Source organism: Romboutsia sp. Marseille-P6047 (genome assembly GCF_900604535.1).
In the GTDB taxonomy this organism is placed as follows: domain Bacteria; phylum Bacillota; class Clostridia; order Peptostreptococcales; family Peptostreptococcaceae; genus Romboutsia_E.
This window is the reverse complement of sequence record NZ_UWOT01000018.1, coordinates 34872-55634: the sequence shown is the minus strand read 5'-3', so window position 1 is coordinate 55634 and position 20763 is coordinate 34872. Positions and strand designations below refer to the sequence as shown.

Genomic DNA, 20763 nt, shown 5'->3' with positions numbered 1-20763 from the left:
AGTATAAAAAAAGATTAAGCAAAAGCTTAATCTTTTTTTATACTATACTAATTCTATAAAAGCCATTTCAGCAGCGTCGCCTCTTCTTGGTCCTTTTTTGATTATTCTAGTGTATCCACCATTTCTCTCAGCATACTTTGGAGCTATATCAGTGAATAAGTTGTTAACTACAGTTTCATCCATAACGTAAGCTAAAACTTGTCTTCTAGCGTGAAGATCTCCTCTTTTAGCAAGAGTTATCATCTTTTCAGCCATTCTACGAGTTTCTTTTGCTCTTGTTACTGTAGTTTCTATTCTACCACATCTTAGTAAATCAGTTACTAAGTTTCTTAACATAAGGTTTCTGTGTGAAGTCACACGTCCTAATTTACGGTAATTAGCCATGCCAATCCCTCCTTTGCTCACTATTCTTCGCTTGGTTTAAGACCTAGTCCAAGTTCTTCTAATTTTTGGATAACTTCCTCAAGTGACTTCTTACCAAGGTTTCTTACCTTCATCATATCGTCCTCAGACTTATTAGCTAATTCTTCAACTGTATTTATTCCCGCTCTCTTTAAACAGTTATAAGATCTAACTGATAAATCTAATTCTTCTATAGTCATTTCAAGAACTTTTTCTTTTTGATCTTCTTCTTTTTCTACCATTATTTCAACATTGCTTACATGCTCTGTTAAATCAATGAATAGATTTAAATGTTCAACTAGTACTTTAGCAGCTAAAGATATTCCTTCTTGAGGATTTATGCTACCGTTAGTTTGAACTTCAAGTACTAATTTATCATAATCTGTTTTTTGACCTACTCTTGTATTTTCTACATGGTAGCTCACTTTTTCAACAGGAGTATATATTGAATCTACAGGTAAAACACCTATAGGCATATTCTCTGTTTTATTTTCTTCAGCAGAAACATATCCTCTACCTTTATCTATAGATATTTCCATATTAAATTTAGCATTATCATCTAGCGTAGCTATTAATAAGTCTTTACTTAATATTTCAACATCAGGAGGACATATTATATCTGATCCTTTGATAGAGCATGGTCCTTGTGCTTCTATTTTAAGAGTTCTACTTCCTTCTCCATCAATAGTAGCTGAAAGCTCTTTAAGAGATAATATTATTTCTGTAACATCTTCCTTAACACCTGGTATTGTTGAGAATTCGTGAAGAACTCCATCTATTTTTATAGAATTTACAGCAACACCTGGTAAAGATGATAATAATACTCTTCTTAAAGCATTTCCTATAGTTATACCATATCCTCTTTCTAGAGGCTCTATAACGAATTTACCATATCTATAGTCTTCGCTAAGTTCTATTATATCTACTTTAGGTTTTTCTATTTCTATCATGGACAAAACCCTCCTTCAAATTTATTAATCCACTGAGGGTAAACAATTTTAAAAATTAATTTTAAAACTTGCTTATTACTTAGAGTAAAGCTCTACTATTAAGTGTTCAGCTATTTCAAGATCTATATCTTCTCTTGATGGCATAGCAACAACTTTAGCAGTCATTCCTTCTAAGTTTGCATCTAACCACTTAGGAGCTACTTTTGATGCATTAGCTTCTACTAAAGCTTTGAACTTAGCAGAAGTTTTAGAGTTTTCTTTAACTGCTATTACATCATCAGCTTTAACAGTTATAGAAGGTATATCTACCTTGTTTCCATTTAAAGTGAAGTGACCGTGAGTTACTAATTGTCTAGCTTCTTTTCTAGAAGATGCTAATCCCATTCTGTAAACTACGTTGTCTAATCTTCTTTCTAATAAACTTAATAAGTTTTCCCCTGTTATACCAGGCATTTTATCAGCACGTTCGTATAAGTTTCTGAATTGAGTTTCTAAAACTCCGTATATTCTCTTAACTTTTTGTTTTTCTCTTAATTGTAAACCATAGTTAGAAACTTTCTTTCTTCCTTGTCCATGTTGACCAGGAGCGTAGTTTCTTTTTTCTATAGCACACTTATCTGTATGACATCTTTCGCCTTTAAGGAATAATTTCATTCCTTCTCTACGACATTGTCTACAAGATGCACCTGTATATCTTGCCATATCTTTACACCTCCTAATTTATTCTGTATAAAATTACACTCTTCTTCTTTTTGGTGGTCTACATCCGTTGTGTGGGATTGGAGTAACGTCTTTTATCATAGTTACTTCTAGTCCAGTAGCTTGTAAAGCTCTTATAGCAGCTTCTCTTCCTGAACCAGGACCTTTTACGAATACTTCAACAGTTTTTAAACCGTGTTCCATTGCAGCTTTAGCAGCAGTTTCTGCAGCCATTTGAGATGCGAAAGGAGTAGATTTTCTTGATCCTTTGAATCCTAATTGTCCTGAAGATGCCCAAGATATAGCATTTCCATGAACATCAGTTAAAGTTATTATAGTATTGTTAAAAGTAGATTGTATATGAGCATGTCCACGTTCTATGTTTTTACGCTCTCTTCTTCTAACACGTGTAGCTTTCTTTTTTGGTTTAGCCATTTTTCATTTCCCTCCTATCTAATTATTATTTTTTCTTCTTACGAGATACAGTTTTTCTAGGACCTTTTCTAGTTCTAGCATTAGTCTTAGTTCTTTGTCCTCTTAGTGGAAGACCTTTAGCATGTCTTAAACCTCTGTAACATTTGATATCTCTTAATCTCTTTATGTTTAAAGCGATTTCTCTTCTTAAGTCACCTTCAACTAAGAAATCAGCGTCTATTATTTTTCTTAATTCATTAACTTGATCATCTGATAAATCCTTTATTCTAGTGTCAGGATTTATATCAGCTTTAGCTAATATTTCATTAGCAGTAGCTTTTCCTATACCATATATATAAGTTAAGCCTATCTCTGCTCTTTTTTCTCTAGGTAAATCTACCCCAGCTATTCTTGCCATAGTTCGCACCTCCTACACATTGTTTTTTAATCATTTTTAACGCCAAAGCGCTCTGTTTGTTGATATCACAGTTTACTATTATACTATAAAAATCAACAAATTACTAGTAATAATTTCTTATCCTTGCTTTTGCTTGTGCTTAGGATTTTCGCAGATAACCATTACTTTACCTTTTCTTTTTATAACCTTGCATTTTTCACACATTGGTTTTACTGATGGTCTTACTTTCATTATTAATCCCTCCTTAGACTATTAAATAAGATAGCCTACTTCTTACGCCAAGTGATTCTTCCTCTTGTAAGGTCATATGGAGAAAGTTCAACATTTACCTTATCACCTTCAAGAATTCTTATGAAGTTCATTCTTAGCTTTCCAGATAAATGGCATAATACTTCATGTCCATTTTCTAATCTTACTTTGAACATAGCATTAGGTAAGTTTTCAATAACTGTACCTTCTAATTCTATTACATCTTTTTTGGCCATTAAATAACCAGACCTCCATTCAACTAATCAAAAAGTATTGTTTTTGATTTAGTAAGTTCAGCTCTTAAAAAAGCATCTGTTATTTCTTCAGACGCTATTTTCTTTTCAACTCTATTATTATAAAGATTATATAACTTTAAGTGCTTAACTTTTTTTAGCTTAGGTCTGTCAAGTTTTCTTTTATTTCCGTCAGATATAAGAACATATTGATTATCTATCACCTTTACGATGAAAAATATTTTATTCTTCTCTCTTCCCGACAAACCTTCAACAACTTGACCTACTCTTTTGTTGTATGATAGCACTTTTATCACCTTCAAACTAAAGCTTAGTTAATATAAGCGGTTCATCTTCAGTAATTGCTATCGTATGCTCATAATGAGCAGAATTTTTACCGTCTATTGTGACGATTGTCCATCCATCAGATAGAGTTTTTACATGATAATGACCAGCATTAATCATAGGCTCTATTGCAATTACCATTCCTTCTTTAAGTCTTGGACCCTTGCCAGGAGGACCATAATTAGGAACTTGAGGATCTTCATGAAGTTCTGTGCCGACTCCATGACCTACCAGATCTCTAACAACTGAGAAACCATGTTTCTCTACGTGTGCTTGTATTGAGTGTGAGATATCCGAAAGTCTATATCCTAGTTTAGCAAATTTTATGCCTTCATAGAAGCTTTCTTTTGTTACTTCTATTAATTTCCTATTTTCTTCAGATATAATGCCTACACCATGAGTTTTCGCAGCATCTGCATGATATCCTTTATAATAGGCTCCTATATCTATACTAATAATGTCACCCTCTTTAACTATCTGCTTACCTGGTATACCATGCACAACTTGATTATTTATAGATGCGCATATACTTGCAGGAAAACCACCATAGCCTTTAAAAGATGGGCTGGCATTATATTTTCTTATATTCTCTTCAGCTATTTTATCTAACTCTAAAGTAGATATTCCCGGAGTAATAGCTTCCTTTAATAGCTCATGAGTTTCAGCAACTATTTTACCGGCCTCTTTCATGAATTCTATTTCTTTTTTTGATTTAATAATAATCATTATTTTTCACTTCCTAGAGCAGCAACTATATCTGCAAATACTTCATCTATAGATTGTTGACCATTTATGTTTGATAATATACCTTCTTTAGCATAATAATCAGCTAATGGCTTAGTTTCATCTAGATACACTTGTATTCTTTTTGATACAGTTTCTTCATTATCATCTGCTCTTTGGTATAACTCCCCTTGGCATACATTACATACACCTTCATTTTTAGGAGGATTAAACTCAACGTGATACGTAGCACCGCAAGATTTACATATTCTTCTTCCAACTGCTCTTGAAACTAATATATTCTTATCAACCTCTATATTTATAACGTTGCTAAGCGCTATATTATTTTCTTTTAAAAACGCATCTAATTGTTCAGCTTGAGAAACATTTCTTGGGAATCCATCTAACATGAATCCATTTTCACAGTCGTCTTGAGTTATTCTGTCTGTAACAAGACCTACAGTTAGCTCATCTGGAACTAGTAATCCTTGATCCATGTACTCTTTAGCTTTCTTTCCAAGATCAGTACCTTCTTTTATATTCTTTCTGAATATATCTCCTGTTGATATATGAGGTATGTTATATTTTTCTACTATACCAGCCGCCTGAGTACCTTTACCAGCACCAGGAGGTCCAAGTAATATTATTCTCATATTATCATCTCCTTATTTTAAGAAACCTTGATAGCTTCTCATAACTAAGTTTGATTCTAATTGTCTCTTAAGTTCTAATGCAACACCAACTACTATTAATAGTGATGTACCTGCTAAGTTCATACTTACACTCATATAATGCGTAACGAACGCAGGTATTAAAGATATTACAGCAAGGAATATAGCTCCTGCTAGAGTTAATCTTGATAATATTCTGTTTAAATAATCTATTGTAGGCTTTCCTGGTCTTATACCTGGTATAAATCCACCATTATTTTTCATATTATTTGCTATATCTTCTGTATTAAATGATACAGTTGTATAGAAATAAGCAAAGAATACTATTAATAGAACTTCAAGTGATCTATATATCCAAAACCCTATTTCTCCATTAGGAGATAAGTATGTTTGAACAAAGTTTTGAGCATCTGATCCCATGAACATTGCTATAGTTTGAGGGAAAGCTAAAAGTGAACTAGCAAAAATTACTGGTATAACTCCTGATTGGTTAACTTTCATTGGTATATGAGAACTTTGTCCTCCATACGTTTTTCTTCCAACAACTCTTTTAGCGTATTGTACTGGAATCTTTCTTGTAGCTTCTTGTATATATGTAACTGCCATTATTGTAAGAAGTATTACTACAACTAACAGTGCTGCAGCCCATATAGCCAAATTTCCATTTTGCACCATATTTATAGCATTCATAATATCAATCGGTACTCTAGAGACAATACCTACAAATATTATTACCGAACTACCATTACCTAAACCTTTTTCTGTAATCTTATCACCTATCCACATTAATAACATACTCGCTGCTACTAGTGTTAGTATAACTGTACATATAAAGAATACATTATTATTTTTTAGGGCACTTCTTACTACACCAAGTGTAATACCTATAGCTTGTACAAGTGCTAGTGCTAATGCTGTGTATTTAGTATACTTATTTATCTTTTTCTTACCTTCTTCACCTGATTTTTGGAGTTCATCCAGGCTCTCAAAACCAATAGTTAAAAGTTGTAAGATAATAGATGCTGTTATATATGGTCCTATTCCCAATGCAAATAATGTAAAGTTACTGAATGCACCCCCTGTGAACATATTATACAGGGAAAGTAGGCTATTGTTACCTACCATCTCCTTTATAATACTTGTGTTCACTCCAGGAACAGGTATCGTTGCGCCTATCCTAAATACAACAATCATCATTAAAGTGTATAATATTTTTTTTCTTACGTCTTTAATTTTCCAAGCTTGTTTTAACTGTGATAGCACGTTAACTCACCCCGCCTGTAGTGGTTGAGAATTTGCAGTTTTAGATTAAACTAATTCTGCTTTCCCACCAGCTTTTTCTATTTTTTCTTGAGCAGAAGCAGTGAACTTAGCAGCTTTAACAGTTACAGCCTTTTCTAAGTTTCCGTTTCCTAAAACTTTTATTCCATCTTTAGCTATTTTGCTTATAGCTCCAGTAGATTTTAAAACTTCAGCAGTTATTTCTGTTCCGTTTTCAAATCTGTTTAATAACTCAACATTAACTTCAGTGTATTCTTTTCTGAATGGATTCTTGAAACCTCTCTTAGGAAGTCTTCTAGCAAGTGGCATTTGTCCACCTTCGAATCCAACTCTTACTCCACCACCTGAACGAGACTTTTGTCCTTTTTGTCCACGTCCCGCAGTCTTACCTTGTCCAGTAGCAGTACCTCTACCTAATCTTTTCTTAGATTGAACTGCACCTTCAGCAGGTCTTAATTCATGTAGTTTCATAGTTAGCACCTCCTTTTATTTCTAGTCAATAATTATTCAGCTATTTCAGTTACTTCAACTAAATGCTTAACTTTGTTTATCATCCCTCTTGTTTGGGCATTATCTTCTTTAACAACTACTTGTTCTCTTTTTCTTAATCCTAACGCTTCTACGTTTTTTCTTTGGTTAGGAGTAGTTCCTATTGTACTTCTAACTAACTTTATTTGTAATTTAGCCATCTTACACTACCTCCTTACCCTAGAAGATCTTCAACTTTTTTACCTCTTAATTTAGCTATTGATTCAGCTGTCTTAAGAGAGTTAAGTCCTTCTATTGTAGCATTTACCATATTTCTTGGGTTGTTAGATCCTAAAGATTTAGCTCTAACGTCTTTTAATCCAGCTAATTCAAGTACAGCTCTAGCAGGTCCCCCAGCTATAACTCCTGTACCTTCTTGAGCAGGCATTATTAATATTTTTCCAGCACCAAAGTGTCCGTTTACTTGATGAGGAATAGTTGTACCAACCATTGGTACTTCTATAAGATTCTTCTTAGCATCTTCTACTGCTTTTTTTATAGCATCTGGAACTTCCATAGCTTTTCCAGTACCTACACCAACGTGTCCGTTTTCGTCTCCTACAACAACTAAAGCTGCGAATCTAAAGTTTCTACCACCTTTAACAACTTTAGTAACACGTCTAACTTCAACAACTCTTTCTTGTAAATCAAGTTGTCTTGCATCTATCGGCTTACGACGTAGCATGTGTTTTCCCTCCTTTATTTCTAATGTAATTAGAACTTAAGACCAGCTTCTCTAGCACCTTCAGCTAACTCTTGTATTCTTCCGTGATATAAGTATCCACCTCTGTCAAATACAACCTCAGTGATACCTTTTTCTACTGCTTTCTTAGCGATCATTTGACCAACCATTTTAGCTGCAGCTTTATTTCCAGTGTGACTTACAGCACCCTTAACTTCTGCTTCTAAAGAAGATGCAGAAACAAGAGTTACTCTGTTTGTGTCATCTATTATTTGAGCATATATATTGTTTGAACTTCTAAATACACATAATCTTGGTCTTTGAGTAGTTCCAGATATTTTCTTACGAACTCTCTTATGTCTTTGAAGTCTTTTTGCGTTTTTATCAGCTTTCTTTAACATGAGATCACTCCTTTCTTAACGTTTAGGTTTGGTATTATTTTTTACCAGTTTTACCTTCTTTACGTCTTACAACTTCACCAGCGTATCTTATACCTTTACCTTTGTATGGCTCTGGCTTTCTCCAGTCTCTTATCTTAGCAGCGTAGTTTCCTACTAATTGCTTATCTATACCTTTAACTATTAACTCAGTTTGGTTAGGAGCTTCAACAGTTATTCCTTCTGGATCTTCCATTTCTACTGGATGAGAGAATCCTAAGTTCATAACTAATTTCTTTCCTTGTTTTTGAGCTCTGTATCCAACCCCAACTAATTCTAATTTCTTTTCGAATCCGTTAGTAACACCAACTACCATGTTATCTATTAACGTTCTAGTTAACCCGTGTAATGATCTGTGGTTTTTGTTGTTAGTAGGTCTTTCAACAGTTATAGTATTTTCTTCTTGCTTTATTATCATAGCACCATCGAATTGCTTAGATAAAGTTCCTTTAGGTCCTTTAACTGTAACTAAGTTTCCTTCTGCTATAGTTACTTCAACACCAGCTGGTACAGTTATTGGCTTAACACCTATTCTTGACATAGTCGCACCTCCTTACATTGTTCGTTTATATTACCAAACGTAGCAGATTACTTCTCCACCAACATTTTCTTTTCTTGCTTGCTTGTCAGTTAATATACCTTTTGAAGTAGATATAACTGATATTCCTAATCCATTTAATACCTTTGGTATTTCATGGTTAGCAGCGTAAACTCTCATACCTGGCTTAGATATTCTCTTAAGTCCTGATATAACTCTTTCGCCTGATTGTCCGTACTTTAATTGTATTCTTATTATTCCTTGCTTTCCATCTTCTATAACATCGTAACCTCTAACGAAACCTTCTTCTAATAAGATTCTAGCTAATTCTTTCTTCATATTAGAAGCAGGAACGTCAACAGTTTCATGCTTAACAACGTTAGCGTTTCTTATACGTGTAAGCATATCTGCAATTGGATCTGTCATTGTCATATTGAAACCCTCCTTCCATTTGTTAACTGGTTTCTACCAGCTTGCTTTTCTAACACCAGGTATTTGACCTTTATAAGCTAATTCTCTAAAGCATATACGGCATATACCGAATTTTCTTAATACTGAATGTGGTCTTCCACATATGCTACATCTTGTATACTCTCTAGTAGCGTATTTTTGCTTTCTTTGTTGTTTAACAACCATTGCTTTTCTTGCCACTGGAATTCCCTCCTTTGATTTCGCTTAGAAAATGACATTTTCTAAGCTTACTTAGAAAACGGCATTCCTAATAATTTTAATAATTCACGAGCTTCTTCGTCTGTTTTAGCAGTTGTAACGAATATTATATCCATTCCTCTTACTTTATCTACTTTATCGTACTCTATTTCAGGGAATATTAATTGCTCTTTAACACCTAAAGCGTAGTTACCTCTTCCATCGAATGCATTAGCATTAACACCTCTGAAGTCTCTAACTCTTGGTAAAGATACAGATACTAATTTGTCCATGAAGTAGAACATTTTGTCTGCTCTTAAAGTTACTTTAGCACCTATTGGCATACCTTCTCTTAATTTGAAGTTTGCAACAGATTTTCTTGCTCTAGTAACAACTGGCTTTTGACCAGATATTATTTCCATTTCTTCAACAGCTTTTTCTAAGCCTTTTGGATTTTCTCTAGCGTCACCTATACCCATGTTTATAACTATTTTGTCTAACTTAGGTATTTCCATAACGTTTTTGTATCCAAATTTCTCCATTAAAGCAGGAGCAACTTCTTTCATATATTTTTCTTGTAATCTAGAAGCCATTTAAGGTCCCTCCTTTCAAGCTATATTATATTTCTTTTCCGCTCTTTACTGATACTCTTACTTTTTTCCCATCTTTAATTTCAAATCTAACTCTTGTCCCTTTTCCTGTTTCAGGATCTAATGGCATAACGTTAGATATATGAATTGGGGCTTCTTTATTTATTATTCCACCTTGTGGATTCATAGCACTTGGCTTTTGGTGTTTTGTTATTACGTTAACACCTTCAACTAATACTCTATTAGCTTTTGGCATAACCTTAACAACTGTACCTTTTTTACCTTTATCTTTTCCTGCTATTACTACAACAGTGTCGCCTTTTTTAACACGCATCATGTCCTATTGCACCTCCTTATTATAGTACTTCTGGAGCAAGAGAAACTATCTTCATGAAATCATTATCTCTTAACTCTCTAGCAACAGGCCCGAATATACGAGTTCCTACTGGAGTCTTATCATCTTTGATTATAACTGCAGCATTCTCGTCGAAAGCTATATAACTTCCGTCATTACGTCTTATGCCTTTTTTACTTCTTACTATAACAGCTTTAACAACTTTACCTTTTTTTACAACTCCACCTGGTGTTGCACTTTTAACAGTAGCAACTATTACGTCGCCTATATTACCATATCTTCTTTTACTTCCACCTAGTACACGAATACAAAGTAATTCTTTTGCACCAGAGTTATCCGCAACTTTTAAACGTGTCTCTTGTTGTACCATATCGTAATCCCTCCTTTTCCAAAAAACTACTTAACTTTTTCAACAACTTCAACTAGTCTGAATCTCTTATCTTTAGATAAAGGTCTAGTTTCCATTATTTTAACTCTATCTCCGATTCTGCATACGTTGTTTTCATCATGAGCCTTGAACTTCTTAGTTCTCTTAACTGGCTTATTATATAATGGATGACGTACGAAATCTTCAACAGCAACTACTATAGTTTTGTCCATTTTGTCACTTACAACACGGCCTACTCTTACTTTTCTTCTTCCTCTTTCCATGTTAAAAAGCCTCCTTTCCAATTAAGCTCTAGTTTCGTTTAACTTTCTTTCAGCAAGGATAGTTTTTACTCTAGCTATATCCTTTTTCACAAACTTGATTCTTGCTGTGTTTTCTAATTGACCAGTAGCTAATTGGAATCTTAAGCTAAATAATTCACTTTTGAAGTCATTTAATTTATTCATTAGCTCTTCGCTTGTTAAATCTCTTAATTCTTTAGCTTTCATCCTATTCACCACCCTTTACTTCTAAATCTTCTTTCTTTACAAACTTACATTTAACAGGAAGTTTGTGCATTGCAAGTCTCATAGCTTCTCTTGCTTTAGCTTCATCTACACCAGCTAATTCGAACATTACTCTACCTGGCTTAACTACTGCTACCCAGTATTCTGGTGAACCTTTACCAGCACCCATACGAGTTTCAGCAGGTTTTCTTGTTACAGGCTTATGAGGGAATATTTTTATCCAAACCTTTCCGCCTCTTTTTATATATCTAGTCATCGCGATTCTGGCAGCTTCTATTTGGTTAGAAGTTATCCAAGAAGCTTCCATAGCCATTAATCCGAATTCACCATAAGTAACTTTGTTACCTTTTTGAGCTTTACCAGCCATACTTCCTCTGTGAACTCTACGACGTTTTACTCTCTTTGGCATTAACATGAGAATTTCCTCCTTCCTTGAACCTTACTAATTTTAGTTTTCTTTGTTTTCAGTTCTTTGAGGTCTTTGAGGTCTTTGTCCTTGAGGTCTTTGTCCTCTGTTGTTTCCTCTGTCGTTTCCTCTAGAATTGTTTCTTCTATTATCGTTTCTTCTATCGTTTCTCTTATTATTTCTTCTATCGTTTCTTCTTTCTTCTCTTGGGTTTACTCCGTTTTTAGTTGGTAAAACTTCTCCGTTGCATACCCAAACTTTGATACCTATTTTTCCGTAAGTAGTATCAGCTTCAGCAAATCCGTAATCGATATCAGATCTTAATGTTTGTAAAGGTACATTTCCTTCGCTGTATCCTTCAGTTCTAGCCATTTCAGCTCCACCTAATCTTCCAGATGCAGAAACTTTTATACCTTTAGCTCCTGATTTTAAAGCTCTTTGTATAGCTTGTTTCATAGCTCTTCTGAAAGCTACCCTTCTTTCGATAGCTAATGCTATGTTTTCAGCTACTAATTGAGCGTTTTTATCGATGCTTCTTACTTCAACGATATTAACTATAACATTTTTCTTTGTCATTTTTTCTAATTCTGCTTTTAAAGCTTCTATACCAGCACCAGCTTTTCCTATAACTACACCTGGCTTAGCAACGTGTAAGTCTAATTTTAACTTGTTTGCTGATCTTTCTATTTCTATCTTAGCAACTCCAGCAGAGTATAATTTATTCTTTAAGAATTTACGTACATTGTGGTCTTCTAATATTAAGTTTCCGAACTCTTTTTTATCAGTTGTAAACCATCTTGAATCCCAATCTTTTATAACACCGACTCTCAGTCCGTGTGGGTTAACCTTTTGTCCCATTGTTTTCCCTCCTATCTATTTATTATTTTTTTCTTTAACAACAACTTCTATGTGAGAAGTTCTTTTTCTTATCATAGTAGCTCTACCCATAGCTCTAGGCATAAATCTCTTTATTGTAGGTCCTTGGTTAGCAACTATTGAATCTATATATAATTTTTCAACGTCCATCTCGTGATTATTTTCAGCGTTAGCTTTAGCAGATTTAACAACCTTAGCTATTATTGAAGCCGCTCCTCTTGGAGTGTACTTTAATATTGCTAATGCTTCATCAACATTTTTTCCTCTTACAAGGTCACATACTTGACCTGCTTTTCTTGGAGATACACGTACAAATTTTGCAGTAGCTTTTGCTTCCATTGTGTTCTTCCTCCTTCCCTAGTCAAAATATATAATTATTTTCTTTTGTTAGATTTTTCGTCGTCTTTGTGTCCTTTGAAAGTTCTTGTAGAAACGAATTCACCTAATTTATGTCCAACCATATCTTCTGTTATATAAACAGGAACATGTCTTCTTCCGTCATGTACAGCAATAGTATGCTCTACCATTTGAGGGAATATTGTTGAACTTCTTGACCAAGTCTTTATTACTTCTCTGTTTCCGCTTTCATTCATAGCTTCAACTTTCTTTAAAAGTCTAGCATGTATAAAAGGTCCTTTTTTAGTTGATCTTGACATTTTAATATCCTCCTTTCCCGGGCAAATAAATTAAAATTTATTATTTAGTTCTTCTTGATACTATTAACTTATCAGAAGCTTTGTTTTTCTTTCTAGTTTTGTATCCAAGAGCTGGTTTACCCCATGGAGTAACAGGTGATGGTCTACCTATTGGAGATCTACCTTCACCACCACCGTGTGGATGGTCATTAGGGTTCATTACAGAACCTCTTACAGTAGGTCTTATACCCATATGTCTTTTTCTACCTGCTTTACCGATAACTACGTTACCGTGCTCTATATTACCAACTTGTCCTATAGTAGCTTTACAGTTTATGCTTACATATCTCATTTCACCTGATGGTAATCTAAGTAAAGCATATTTACCTTCTTTAGCCATTAATTGAGCAGAAACACCAGCAGATCTAACTAACTGAGCTCCTTTTCCTGGCTTTAATTCTATGTTGTGTACAACTGTACCAACTGGCATATCTTTTAATGCCATAGCATTTCCTGGTTTTATGTCAGCAGTTGGTCCTGATAATACAGTATCTCCAACTTTTAATCCTACAGGAGCTAATATATATCTCTTTTCACCATCTGCATAGTTTAATAAAGCTATGTTAGCAGTTCTGTTTGGATCATATTCTATTGTAGCAACCTTTGCAGGTATACCATCTTTATTTCTCTTGAAATCTATTATTCTATATTTTCTTCTGTTTCCTCCACCTCTGTGACGAACAGTTATTTTCCCGTGTGCATTTCTACCAGAGTTTTTCTTTAATGAAACTAAAAGAGATTTTTCTGGTTCGTTGCAAGTTATTTCATCAGAAACTAAAACTGTCATTTGTCTTAAGGCAGGAGAAGTTGGTTTAAACTTTTTTATAGCCATCTGTTTTCCCTCCTTTGTTAATTAGGGGTATTACATACCTTGGAAGAATTCTATTTCTTTGCTATCAGCAGCTAATTTAACCACTGCTTTTTTGAAGCTTGCAGTTCTTCCTTCAGATCTACCCATTCTTTTAACTTTTCCATCGTAGTTCATTGTGTTTACTTTTTCAACGTTAACTCCGAAAACTTTTTCTACAGCTTTCTTTATTTCAGTTTTGTTAGCAGACTTTGCTACTACAAAAGTATATTTTTTCTCAACCATGTCAGCCATACTTTGCTCAGTTACAACTGGCTTTATTATTATATCATGTGGATTAGTCATTATGCGTACACCTCCTCCACTTTTTTAACAGCGTCTGTTGTTATTATGAATGAATCATATTTTAATATATCGTAAACGTTTATAGTGTTAACTGTAGCAGTTGCAACACCTTCTACGTTTGCAGCTGATTTTATAACGTTAGTGTTATTTTCAGCAGTTACTACTAAAGCTTTCTTAGCAGCATTTACATTTTTTAATATTTGAACGAATTCTTTAGTCTTAGGAGCTTCCATGTTGAAAGAATCTAATACTATTATTTCGTTGTTTTGTACTTTAGAAGTTAAAGCACTCTTCATAGCTAATCTTCTAACTTTTCTTGGTAAAGTGTAGCTGTAGTTTCTTGGTTTTGGTGCGAAAGCAACTCCTCCACCAACCCATTGTACGGCTCTTATAGAACCTTGTCTAGCTCTACCAGTTCCTTTTTGTTTCCAAGGTTTTCTTCCGCCACCTCTAACTTCTGCTCTAGTTTTAGCAGATTGAGTACCTTGTCTCTTGTTTGCTAATTGGTTTTTAACAACTTCGTATAAAACGTGTTCATTAACTTCTACGTTGAATATAGAATCAGCTAATTCTATTTCTCCAACATTTTGTCCATTAATATTTAATACATTTAATTTTGGCATTATGCTTCCTCCTTTCTTAGGTTAGTTATTATTTAGAAGCTTTAACTGCTTCTTTTATAGTTACTACTGAACCTTTAGCTCCTGGTATAGCACCTTTTACTAATATAAGGTTCTTTTCAGCATCTATTCTAACTACTTCTAAGTTTTGAACAGTAACTTTAACGCTACCCATGTGTCCAGCTAATTTTTTGTTTTTGAATACTCTACCAGGGAATGAACAAGCACCCATTGAACCTGGTCTTCTGTGGTATCTAGAACCGTGAGATTCTGGTCCTCTAGATTGTCCATGTCTCTTTATTGGACCTTGGAATCCTTTACCTTTAGATATTCCAGTTACATCTATCATTTCTCCTGCAGCGAATAAGTCAGCTTTTATTTCTTGTCCAACAGTATATCCTTCTACAGAATCAACTCTGAATTCTTTTAAATGTTTCTTTAAAGTATTAGCAGCAGCTAAATGTCCTTTTTGAGGTTTGTTTAAAGATTTCTCTTTAACATCTCCAAAACCAACTTGAACTGCATTATATCCGTCTTTTTCAACAGTTTTTATTTGAGTTACAACAACAGGTCCTGCTTCAACAACTGTTACTGGTACTACTGCACCAACTTCAGTGAATATTTGAGTCATACCTATTTTTTTACCTAATATTCCTTTCATATTAGCACCTCCTATAATCTTACAGCGGATTACCAACTAAGGTAATCATTCTAAGATAGTTACCTTATAGGATAAGTATCTTAGGTGTTTGTTCTTATAATTTTATTTCTATATCAACACCAGCTGGTAAATCTAATCTCATTAAAGAGTCAACTGTTTTAGGTGTTGGGTTAGCTATGTCTATTAATCTCTTGTGAGTTCTTATTTCGAATTGTTCTCTAGAGTCTTTGTACTTATGCACAGCTCTTAATATTGTCACTATTTGCTTTTCAGTTGGTAGTGGCACAGGTCCTGAAACTTGTGATCCAGCTTTTTTAGCAGTTTCTACTATTTTTCCAGCTGAAAAATCTAATAATTTGTGATCATATGACTTTAATCTTATTCTTATCTTTTCTTTAGCCATTTTATTTCCCTCCTTTTATAGAACTTTTTAAATCTTTAAGTTTCAAACTCGTTTATACCGATACACACCTCCGGGTGTGTTGCGTTTTAAAAAACTAATATCGACTAATTTTCAACCAAGATTCTTTGTAAGTTTTTCGTATCTCTCAAGCACACTATTATATTTTATATTATTATTTACATTTTTTCAAGTTTTTTTTATCATTTTACAAATATTATTTCATCTTATAAAATTTTTTTACAAACTCGATTTATTTTCTCTAACAAAGCACTTATCTAGTATATATCTTTTAAGTAATATTGTCAACAAAATATGTATACTATATACTTCCTTTTATTTCATAAGCAAAAAAGAGGAGGTAATCCCCCTCTTAATCTATGAATAATTCTTTAATAAGAGATTATTCCATTATAGAAGCAACAACACCTGATGCTACTGTTCTTCCACCTTCTCTTATTGCGAATCTTAATCCTTCTTCAACACATATAGAGTTTATTAAGTCAACTTCTATAGTTACGTTATCTCCTGGCATTACCATTTCTATTCCTTCTGGTAACTTACAAGCTCCTGTTACGTCAGTTGTTCTGAAGTAGAATTGTGGTCTGTATCCATCGAAGAATGGAGTATGTCTTCCACCTTCTTCTTTTTTAAGAACGTATATCTCAGCCATGAATTTAGTGTGAGCTTTAACTGTTCCTGGCTTAGCTAATACTTGTCCTCTTTCTATTTCAGTTCTTTGAACACCTCTTAATAATGCTCCTATGTTATCTCCAGCTTCTGCTTGATCTAGTAATTTTCTGAACATTTCTACTCCAGTAACTACTATCTTTCTTGGTTCTTCTGAAAGTCCTACTACTTCTACTTCGTCTTGAACTTTTAATATACCTCTTTCAACTCTACCTGTAGCAACTGTTCCTCTACCTGTTATAGAGAATACGTCTTCTACTGGCATTAAGAAATCTTTATCAACATCTCTTTCTGGAGCTGGTATATATTCGTCTATTATTTCGAATAATTCTACTATCTTATCTCCCCAAGCTGAAGTTGGATCTTCTAAAGCCATTAAAGCTGATCCTCTTATTATTGGAGTGTCATCTCCTGGGAATTCGTACTCGTTTAATAAGTCTCTTATTTCCATTTCAACTAACTCTAATAATTCTTCATCGTCTACCATATCACATTTGTTTAAGAATACTACTATGTATGGTACACCAACTTGTCTTGATAATAATATATGCTCTCTTGTTTGAGGCATTGGTCCATCAGTTGCTGAACAAACTAATATAGCACCGTCCATTTGAGCAGCACCTGTTATCATGTTCTTAACGTAGTCAGCATGTCCTGGGCAGTCAACGTGAGCGTAGTGTCTGTTTGGAGTTTCGTACTCAACGTGAGCAGTTGATATTGTGATACCTCTTTCTCTTTCTTCTGGAGCTTTATCTATGTTAGCAAAGTCTACAGCTTCTCCTAATTGGTATCTTTCGTGTAAAGTTTTTGTTATAGCAGCTGTTAATGTAGTTTTACCGTGGTCAACGTGACCTATTGTTCCTATATTAACGTGTGGTTTACTTCTTTCAAATTTAGCTTTAGCCATTTTGAAATACCTCCCTGAATATATTTTTATGTAAGGCGAGGCAAACCTCACCTTACTTTTTTTAAATTTATATATAATTAACTTAATTAAAAGTTATTATTAATTATTTTCCTTCAGCTATTTTCTTAGCAACTGAAGCTGGAACTTGCTCATAGTGGTCGAATATCATAGTGTATGTTGCACGACCTTGAGTAGTTGATCTTAACTCTGTAGAGTATCCGAACATTTCTGAAAGTGGAACGAATGCATTTATAACTTGTGCACCATTTCTAGCTTCCATACCTTGGATTAGTCCTCTCTTAGAGTTTAATCCACCCATAACGTCTCCCATGTATTCTTCTGGAGTAACTACTTCTACTTTGAAGAATGGCTCTAGTAATACAGAGTTACCTTTCTTAAGAGCGTCCTTCATAGCCATAGATCCTGCCATTTTGAATGCCATTTCTGATGAATCGACTTCATGGTAAGAACCATCGTATAATTCAACAGCAACGTCAACAACTGGGTATCCAGCAACTATACCAGCAGCCATAGCTCCTTGTATACCTGCATCTGTTGGTCCAACGTATTCTTTTGGAACAGATCCACCAACAGTTTTGTTTTCGAATTTGTATCCAGAACCTGGTTCTTGAGGATTAACTCTGATCTTAACGTGACCATATTGTCCTCTACCACCTGATTGCTTAGAGTACTTGTATTCAACATCAACTGGTTGAGTTATAGTTTCTCTGTAAGCAACTTGTGGAGCACCAACGTTAGCTTCAACTTTGAATTCTCTTAATAATCTATCAACGATTATTTCTAAGTGTAATTCACCCATACCTGATATTATAGTTTGTCCTGTTTCTTCATCAGTCTTAACTACGAAAGTTGGATCTTCCTCAGCTAATTTTTGAAGAGCTATACCCATTTTTTCTTGAGCAGCTTTAGATTTAGGCTCTATAGCAACAGATATAACTGGTTCAGGGAATTCCATAGATTCAAGTATTATTGGATGAGCTGGATCACATAAAGTATCTCCAGTAGTAGTATCTTTTAATCCTACTGCTGCAGCTATATCACCAGCGTATACTTCAGTTATTTCTTCTCTTGTATTAGCATGCATTTGAAGGATACGACCTATTCTTTCTCTCTTACCTTTAGTAGAGTTAAGAACGTAAGATCCACCTTGCATTATTCCAGAGTAAACTCTGAAGAATGCTAACTTCCCAACGAATGGGTCAGTCATTATTTTGAATGCTAAAGCTGAGAATGGTTCTTCATCAGATGAATGTCTTTCTGATTCTTCTCCATCTTCTAATACACCTTTTATAGCTGGTATATCAGTTGGAGCTGGTAAGTAATCAACAACACCATCTAATAATAACTGAACACCTTTGTTTCTGTATGCAGAACCACAGAATACTGGGTTCATTTCACATGCTATAGTAGCTTTTCTTATAGCAGTTTTTATTTCTTCTACAGAGAACTCTTCACCTTCAAGATATTTCATCATTAACTCTTCATCAGTTTCAGCTACAGCTTCGATTAATTTTTCTCTCCACTCAGCAGCTAATTCTTTCATATCTTCTGGTATTTCTGTTTTTTCTATTTCTTTTCCTAAGTCGTCTTTGTATATGTGAGCACACATTTCTACTAAGTCAACTTCACCTTGTAACCAATCTTCTTTACCTATTGGTAATTGAACTGGTACAGCATTTGCATTTAATCTGTCTTTCATCATTTGTACAACATTGTAGAAGTCTGCACCCATGATATCCATCTTATTTACGAATGCCATTCTTGGTACTCCGTAGTTGTCAGCTTGTCTCCATACATTCTCAGATTGAGGTTCAACCCCACCTTTAGCACAGAAAACTGCAACAGATCCGTCAAGAACTCTTAGAGATCTTTCAACCTCAACTGTGAAATCGACGTGTCCTGGAGTATCTATTATATTTATTCTGTGACCTTTCCATTGAGCAGTAGTAGCAGCAGAAGTTATTGTTATACCTCTTTCTTTCTCTTGCTCCATCCAGTCCATTTGAGAAGCTCCTTCGTGAGTTTCTCCTATTTTATGAGTTTGCCCAGTATAGAAAAGGATTCTTTCTGTTGTAGTAGTTTTCCCTGCATCTATATGAGCCATGATTCCTATATTTCTAGTTTTCTCTAAAGGAAACTTTCTAGTCATGGTTATCCTCCTTATGATATCCTATTTCTCTTAAGGTTATCAGTCTATTCTATTTATTAGAATCTGTAGTGAGCAAATGCTTTATTAGCTTCTGCCATCTTATGAGTATCTTCTTTCTTCTTAACAGAAGCTCCTGTATTGTTAGCAGCATCCATTATTTCTTTAGCAAGCTTTTCAACCATACCTTTTTCTCCACGAGCTCTAGTATAGTTTACTAACCATCTTAAACCTAAAGTTTGTCTTCTTTCAGGTCTAACTTCAACTGGTACTTGGTAGTTAGCTCCACCAACTCTTCTTGCTTTAACTTCTAAAACAGGCATTATGTTTTCCATAGCAGTATTGAATACTTCTAAAGCATCTTCTCCTGTTTTTTCAGCTATCATAGCGAAAGCATCGTAAACTATTGTTTGAGCTTTCCCTTTTTTCCCATCTATCATTAAGTTGTTTATTAACTTAGTTACTACCTTACTTCCATACATTGGATCTGGTAAAACTTCTCTTTTTGGAACATTACCTTTTCTTGGCATTTTGCTTCCCTCCTTAATTATTTAATCTTAAATCATAGGTACTCGACATTTTATAATGCCGTGATGCCATAAATATGTCTATATATTTAAAGCACCGCACTATAATCAATTGTTAATTTTTATTATTTCTTTGCAGCTTTAGGTCTCTTAGCACCGTACTTAGATCTAGCTTGCATTCTCTTATCAACACCTGCAGTATCTAAAGTACCTCTTAGTATGTGGTATCTAACCCCTGGAAGGTCTTTTACTCTTCCTCCTCTTATAAGAACAACACTATGTTCTTGTAAGTTGTGTCCTTCTCCTGGTATATAAGCAGAAACTTCTATACCGTTAGTTAATCTAACTCTGGCAACTTTTCTTAAAGCTGAGTTAGGTTTCTTAGGAGTAACTGTTTTTACTGAAGTACAAACTCCTCTTTTTTGTGGAGCACTTGCATCAGTAGTTTTTTTGTTTAAAGAATTGTATCCTTTTTGTAATGCTGGAGCAGTAGATTTCTTCTCTATTGCCTTTCTACTTTTACGAACTAATTGGTTAATTGTTGGCATTCATCCGCACCTCCTCTTTTAATAATTTTCGATCTTAATGACCGCCAACTTGCAAG

At 34.3% G+C, this 20763-nt stretch carries 36 protein-coding genes; all 36 read right to left on the bottom strand.

Translation table 11 applies throughout. The annotated features are described in order from the left end of the window. Window positions 1-42 precede the first annotated feature (42 nt). The 36 genes from rplQ to rpsL all read right to left on the bottom strand — a co-directional run bounded on the left by rplQ (window position 43) and on the right by rpsL (window position 20707). Window positions 43-384, bottom strand: coding sequence for a 50S ribosomal protein L17 (gene rplQ, locus EIH23_RS14595; RefSeq protein ID WP_018590396.1), 342 nt, complete (start codon window positions 382-384; stop codon window positions 43-45). Between the two features lie 20 nt (window positions 385-404). Further along, window positions 405-1352, bottom strand: coding sequence for a DNA-directed RNA polymerase subunit alpha (locus tag EIH23_RS14590; RefSeq protein ID WP_122641159.1), 948 nt, complete (start codon window positions 1350-1352; stop codon window positions 405-407). 75 nt (window positions 1353-1427) lie between these two features. Next, window positions 1428-2054, bottom strand: a complete 627-nt coding sequence (gene rpsD / locus EIH23_RS14585) for a 30S ribosomal protein S4 (RefSeq protein WP_122641158.1) — start codon at window positions 2052-2054, stop codon at window positions 1428-1430. 33 nt (window positions 2055-2087) lie between these two features. Continuing rightward, window positions 2088-2486 (bottom strand): 30S ribosomal protein S11, encoded by a 399-nt coding sequence (gene rpsK / locus EIH23_RS14580; RefSeq protein WP_122641157.1) that lies wholly within the window; start codon window positions 2484-2486, stop codon window positions 2088-2090. Between the two features lie 25 nt (window positions 2487-2511). Beyond that, the gene (gene rpsM / locus EIH23_RS14575; RefSeq protein ID WP_122641156.1) at window positions 2512-2883 is read right to left on the bottom strand and encodes a 30S ribosomal protein S13; all 372 of its coding nucleotides are present in this window, start codon (window positions 2881-2883) and stop codon (window positions 2512-2514) included. Window positions 2884-3000: 117 nt separating this feature from the next. Continuing rightward, entirely contained in the window at window positions 3001-3114 is a 114-nt protein-coding gene (rpmJ, locus tag EIH23_RS14570) for a 50S ribosomal protein L36 (protein WP_017753001.1), read from the bottom strand. Window positions 3115-3149: 35 nt separating this feature from the next. Then, a complete protein-coding gene (gene infA, locus EIH23_RS14565) occupies window positions 3150-3368 on the bottom strand; it encodes a translation initiation factor IF-1 (protein WP_122641155.1) in 219 nt (72 codons plus the stop codon). Window positions 3369-3391: 23 nt separating this feature from the next. Further along, complete coding sequence (locus EIH23_RS14560) at window positions 3392-3673, bottom strand: KOW domain-containing protein (RefSeq protein ID WP_122641154.1); 282 nt, start codon at window positions 3671-3673, stop codon at window positions 3392-3394. A gap of 16 nt (window positions 3674-3689) precedes the next feature. Continuing rightward, the gene (map, locus tag EIH23_RS14555) at window positions 3690-4436 is read right to left on the bottom strand and encodes a type I methionyl aminopeptidase (protein WP_122641153.1); all 747 of its coding nucleotides are present in this window, start codon (window positions 4434-4436) and stop codon (window positions 3690-3692) included. Then, window positions 4436-5086, bottom strand: coding sequence for an adenylate kinase (locus tag EIH23_RS14550; protein WP_122641152.1), 651 nt, complete (start codon window positions 5084-5086; stop codon window positions 4436-4438). The genes map and EIH23_RS14550 overlap by 1 nt, the downstream gene beginning before the upstream one ends. Window positions 5087-5098: 12 nt before the next feature. Then, window positions 5099-6367 carry a preprotein translocase subunit SecY gene (gene secY, locus EIH23_RS14545; RefSeq protein WP_122641151.1) on the bottom strand — a complete coding sequence of 423 codons (1269 nt, stop codon included), beginning with the start codon at window positions 6365-6367 and terminating at the stop codon, window positions 5099-5101. Window positions 6368-6412: 45 nt separating this feature from the next. Next, window positions 6413-6856 carry a 50S ribosomal protein L15 gene (gene rplO / locus EIH23_RS14540; protein WP_122641150.1) on the bottom strand — a complete coding sequence of 148 codons (444 nt, stop codon included), beginning with the start codon at window positions 6854-6856 and terminating at the stop codon, window positions 6413-6415. Window positions 6857-6888: 32 nt separating this feature from the next. Continuing rightward, window positions 6889-7074, bottom strand: a complete 186-nt coding sequence (gene rpmD, locus EIH23_RS14535; RefSeq protein WP_095406309.1) for a 50S ribosomal protein L30 — start codon at window positions 7072-7074, stop codon at window positions 6889-6891. Between the two features lie 14 nt (window positions 7075-7088). Then, window positions 7089-7598 (bottom strand): 30S ribosomal protein S5, encoded by a 510-nt coding sequence (gene rpsE / locus EIH23_RS14530; protein ID WP_122641149.1) that lies wholly within the window; start codon window positions 7596-7598, stop codon window positions 7089-7091. 29 nt (window positions 7599-7627) lie between these two features. Then, window positions 7628-7996, bottom strand: coding sequence for a 50S ribosomal protein L18 (gene rplR / locus EIH23_RS14525; protein ID WP_122641148.1), 369 nt, complete (start codon window positions 7994-7996; stop codon window positions 7628-7630). Window positions 7997-8030: 34 nt separating this feature from the next. Next, the gene (gene rplF, locus EIH23_RS14520) at window positions 8031-8573 is read right to left on the bottom strand and encodes a 50S ribosomal protein L6 (protein WP_122641147.1); all 543 of its coding nucleotides are present in this window, start codon (window positions 8571-8573) and stop codon (window positions 8031-8033) included. Window positions 8574-8603: 30 nt separating this feature from the next. After that, window positions 8604-9002, bottom strand: coding sequence for a 30S ribosomal protein S8 (gene rpsH / locus EIH23_RS14515; protein WP_122641146.1), 399 nt, complete (start codon window positions 9000-9002; stop codon window positions 8604-8606). A 33-nt stretch (window positions 9003-9035) separates the two neighbouring features. Further along, a complete protein-coding gene (locus EIH23_RS14510; protein WP_122641145.1) occupies window positions 9036-9221 on the bottom strand; it encodes a type Z 30S ribosomal protein S14 in 186 nt (61 codons plus the stop codon). Between the two features lie 47 nt (window positions 9222-9268). Continuing rightward, window positions 9269-9811 (bottom strand): 50S ribosomal protein L5, encoded by a 543-nt coding sequence (gene rplE, locus EIH23_RS14505; protein WP_122641144.1) that lies wholly within the window; start codon window positions 9809-9811, stop codon window positions 9269-9271. Window positions 9812-9836: 25 nt separating this feature from the next. Next, window positions 9837-10142 (bottom strand): 50S ribosomal protein L24, encoded by a 306-nt coding sequence (rplX, locus tag EIH23_RS14500; protein WP_122641167.1) that lies wholly within the window; start codon window positions 10140-10142, stop codon window positions 9837-9839. 22 nt (window positions 10143-10164) lie between these two features. Next, the gene (gene rplN, locus EIH23_RS14495; RefSeq protein WP_122641143.1) at window positions 10165-10533 is read right to left on the bottom strand and encodes a 50S ribosomal protein L14; all 369 of its coding nucleotides are present in this window, start codon (window positions 10531-10533) and stop codon (window positions 10165-10167) included. Between the two features lie 26 nt (window positions 10534-10559). Then, the gene (gene rpsQ, locus EIH23_RS14490) at window positions 10560-10814 is read right to left on the bottom strand and encodes a 30S ribosomal protein S17 (protein WP_122641142.1); all 255 of its coding nucleotides are present in this window, start codon (window positions 10812-10814) and stop codon (window positions 10560-10562) included. Between the two features lie 21 nt (window positions 10815-10835). After that, window positions 10836-11039, bottom strand: coding sequence for a 50S ribosomal protein L29 (gene rpmC / locus EIH23_RS14485; RefSeq protein ID WP_122641141.1), 204 nt, complete (start codon window positions 11037-11039; stop codon window positions 10836-10838). 1 nt (window position 11040) lies between these two features. After that, window positions 11041-11472, bottom strand: a complete 432-nt coding sequence (rplP, locus tag EIH23_RS14480; RefSeq protein ID WP_122641140.1) for a 50S ribosomal protein L16 — start codon at window positions 11470-11472, stop codon at window positions 11041-11043. A 33-nt stretch (window positions 11473-11505) separates the two neighbouring features. After that, entirely contained in the window at window positions 11506-12321 is an 816-nt protein-coding gene (rpsC, locus tag EIH23_RS14475) for a 30S ribosomal protein S3 (protein ID WP_122641139.1), read from the bottom strand. Between the two features lie 15 nt (window positions 12322-12336). Further along, the gene (gene rplV, locus EIH23_RS14470) at window positions 12337-12678 is read right to left on the bottom strand and encodes a 50S ribosomal protein L22 (RefSeq protein WP_122641138.1); all 342 of its coding nucleotides are present in this window, start codon (window positions 12676-12678) and stop codon (window positions 12337-12339) included. A 35-nt stretch (window positions 12679-12713) separates the two neighbouring features. Further along, window positions 12714-12995, bottom strand: a complete 282-nt coding sequence (gene rpsS / locus EIH23_RS14465; RefSeq protein ID WP_122641137.1) for a 30S ribosomal protein S19 — start codon at window positions 12993-12995, stop codon at window positions 12714-12716. A gap of 40 nt (window positions 12996-13035) precedes the next feature. Beyond that, window positions 13036-13866: a 50S ribosomal protein L2 gene (rplB, locus tag EIH23_RS14460; RefSeq protein WP_122641136.1), complete on the bottom strand. Its 831-nt coding sequence runs from the start codon at window positions 13864-13866 to the stop codon at window positions 13036-13038. A 30-nt stretch (window positions 13867-13896) separates the two neighbouring features. Continuing rightward, window positions 13897-14187, bottom strand: coding sequence for a 50S ribosomal protein L23 (gene rplW, locus EIH23_RS14455; protein WP_122641135.1), 291 nt, complete (start codon window positions 14185-14187; stop codon window positions 13897-13899). Further along, on the bottom strand, window positions 14187-14810 hold the full coding sequence (gene rplD / locus EIH23_RS14450) for a 50S ribosomal protein L4 (protein WP_122641134.1): 624 nt from the start codon (window positions 14808-14810) through the stop codon (window positions 14187-14189). Before rplD ends, rplW begins: the two co-directional genes overlap by 1 nt. Before the next feature lie 28 nt (window positions 14811-14838). Beyond that, window positions 14839-15468 carry a 50S ribosomal protein L3 gene (gene rplC / locus EIH23_RS14445; protein WP_122641133.1) on the bottom strand — a complete coding sequence of 210 codons (630 nt, stop codon included), beginning with the start codon at window positions 15466-15468 and terminating at the stop codon, window positions 14839-14841. Between the two features lie 94 nt (window positions 15469-15562). Next, on the bottom strand, window positions 15563-15871 hold the full coding sequence (gene rpsJ / locus EIH23_RS14440; protein WP_122641132.1) for a 30S ribosomal protein S10: 309 nt from the start codon (window positions 15869-15871) through the stop codon (window positions 15563-15565). 400 nt (window positions 15872-16271) lie between these two features. After that, window positions 16272-17465 (bottom strand): elongation factor Tu, encoded by a 1194-nt coding sequence (tuf, locus tag EIH23_RS14435; RefSeq protein WP_122641119.1) that lies wholly within the window; start codon window positions 17463-17465, stop codon window positions 16272-16274. 103 nt (window positions 17466-17568) lie between these two features. Continuing rightward, window positions 17569-19635 carry an elongation factor G gene (fusA, locus tag EIH23_RS14430; protein WP_122641131.1) on the bottom strand — a complete coding sequence of 689 codons (2067 nt, stop codon included), beginning with the start codon at window positions 19633-19635 and terminating at the stop codon, window positions 17569-17571. A 56-nt stretch (window positions 19636-19691) separates the two neighbouring features. Next, window positions 19692-20162: a 30S ribosomal protein S7 gene (gene rpsG / locus EIH23_RS14425; RefSeq protein ID WP_122641130.1), complete on the bottom strand. Its 471-nt coding sequence runs from the start codon at window positions 20160-20162 to the stop codon at window positions 19692-19694. Window positions 20163-20284: 122 nt separating this feature from the next. Beyond that, window positions 20285-20707: a 30S ribosomal protein S12 gene (gene rpsL, locus EIH23_RS14420; protein WP_122641129.1), complete on the bottom strand. Its 423-nt coding sequence runs from the start codon at window positions 20705-20707 to the stop codon at window positions 20285-20287. Window positions 20708-20763: the final 56 nt, after the last annotated feature.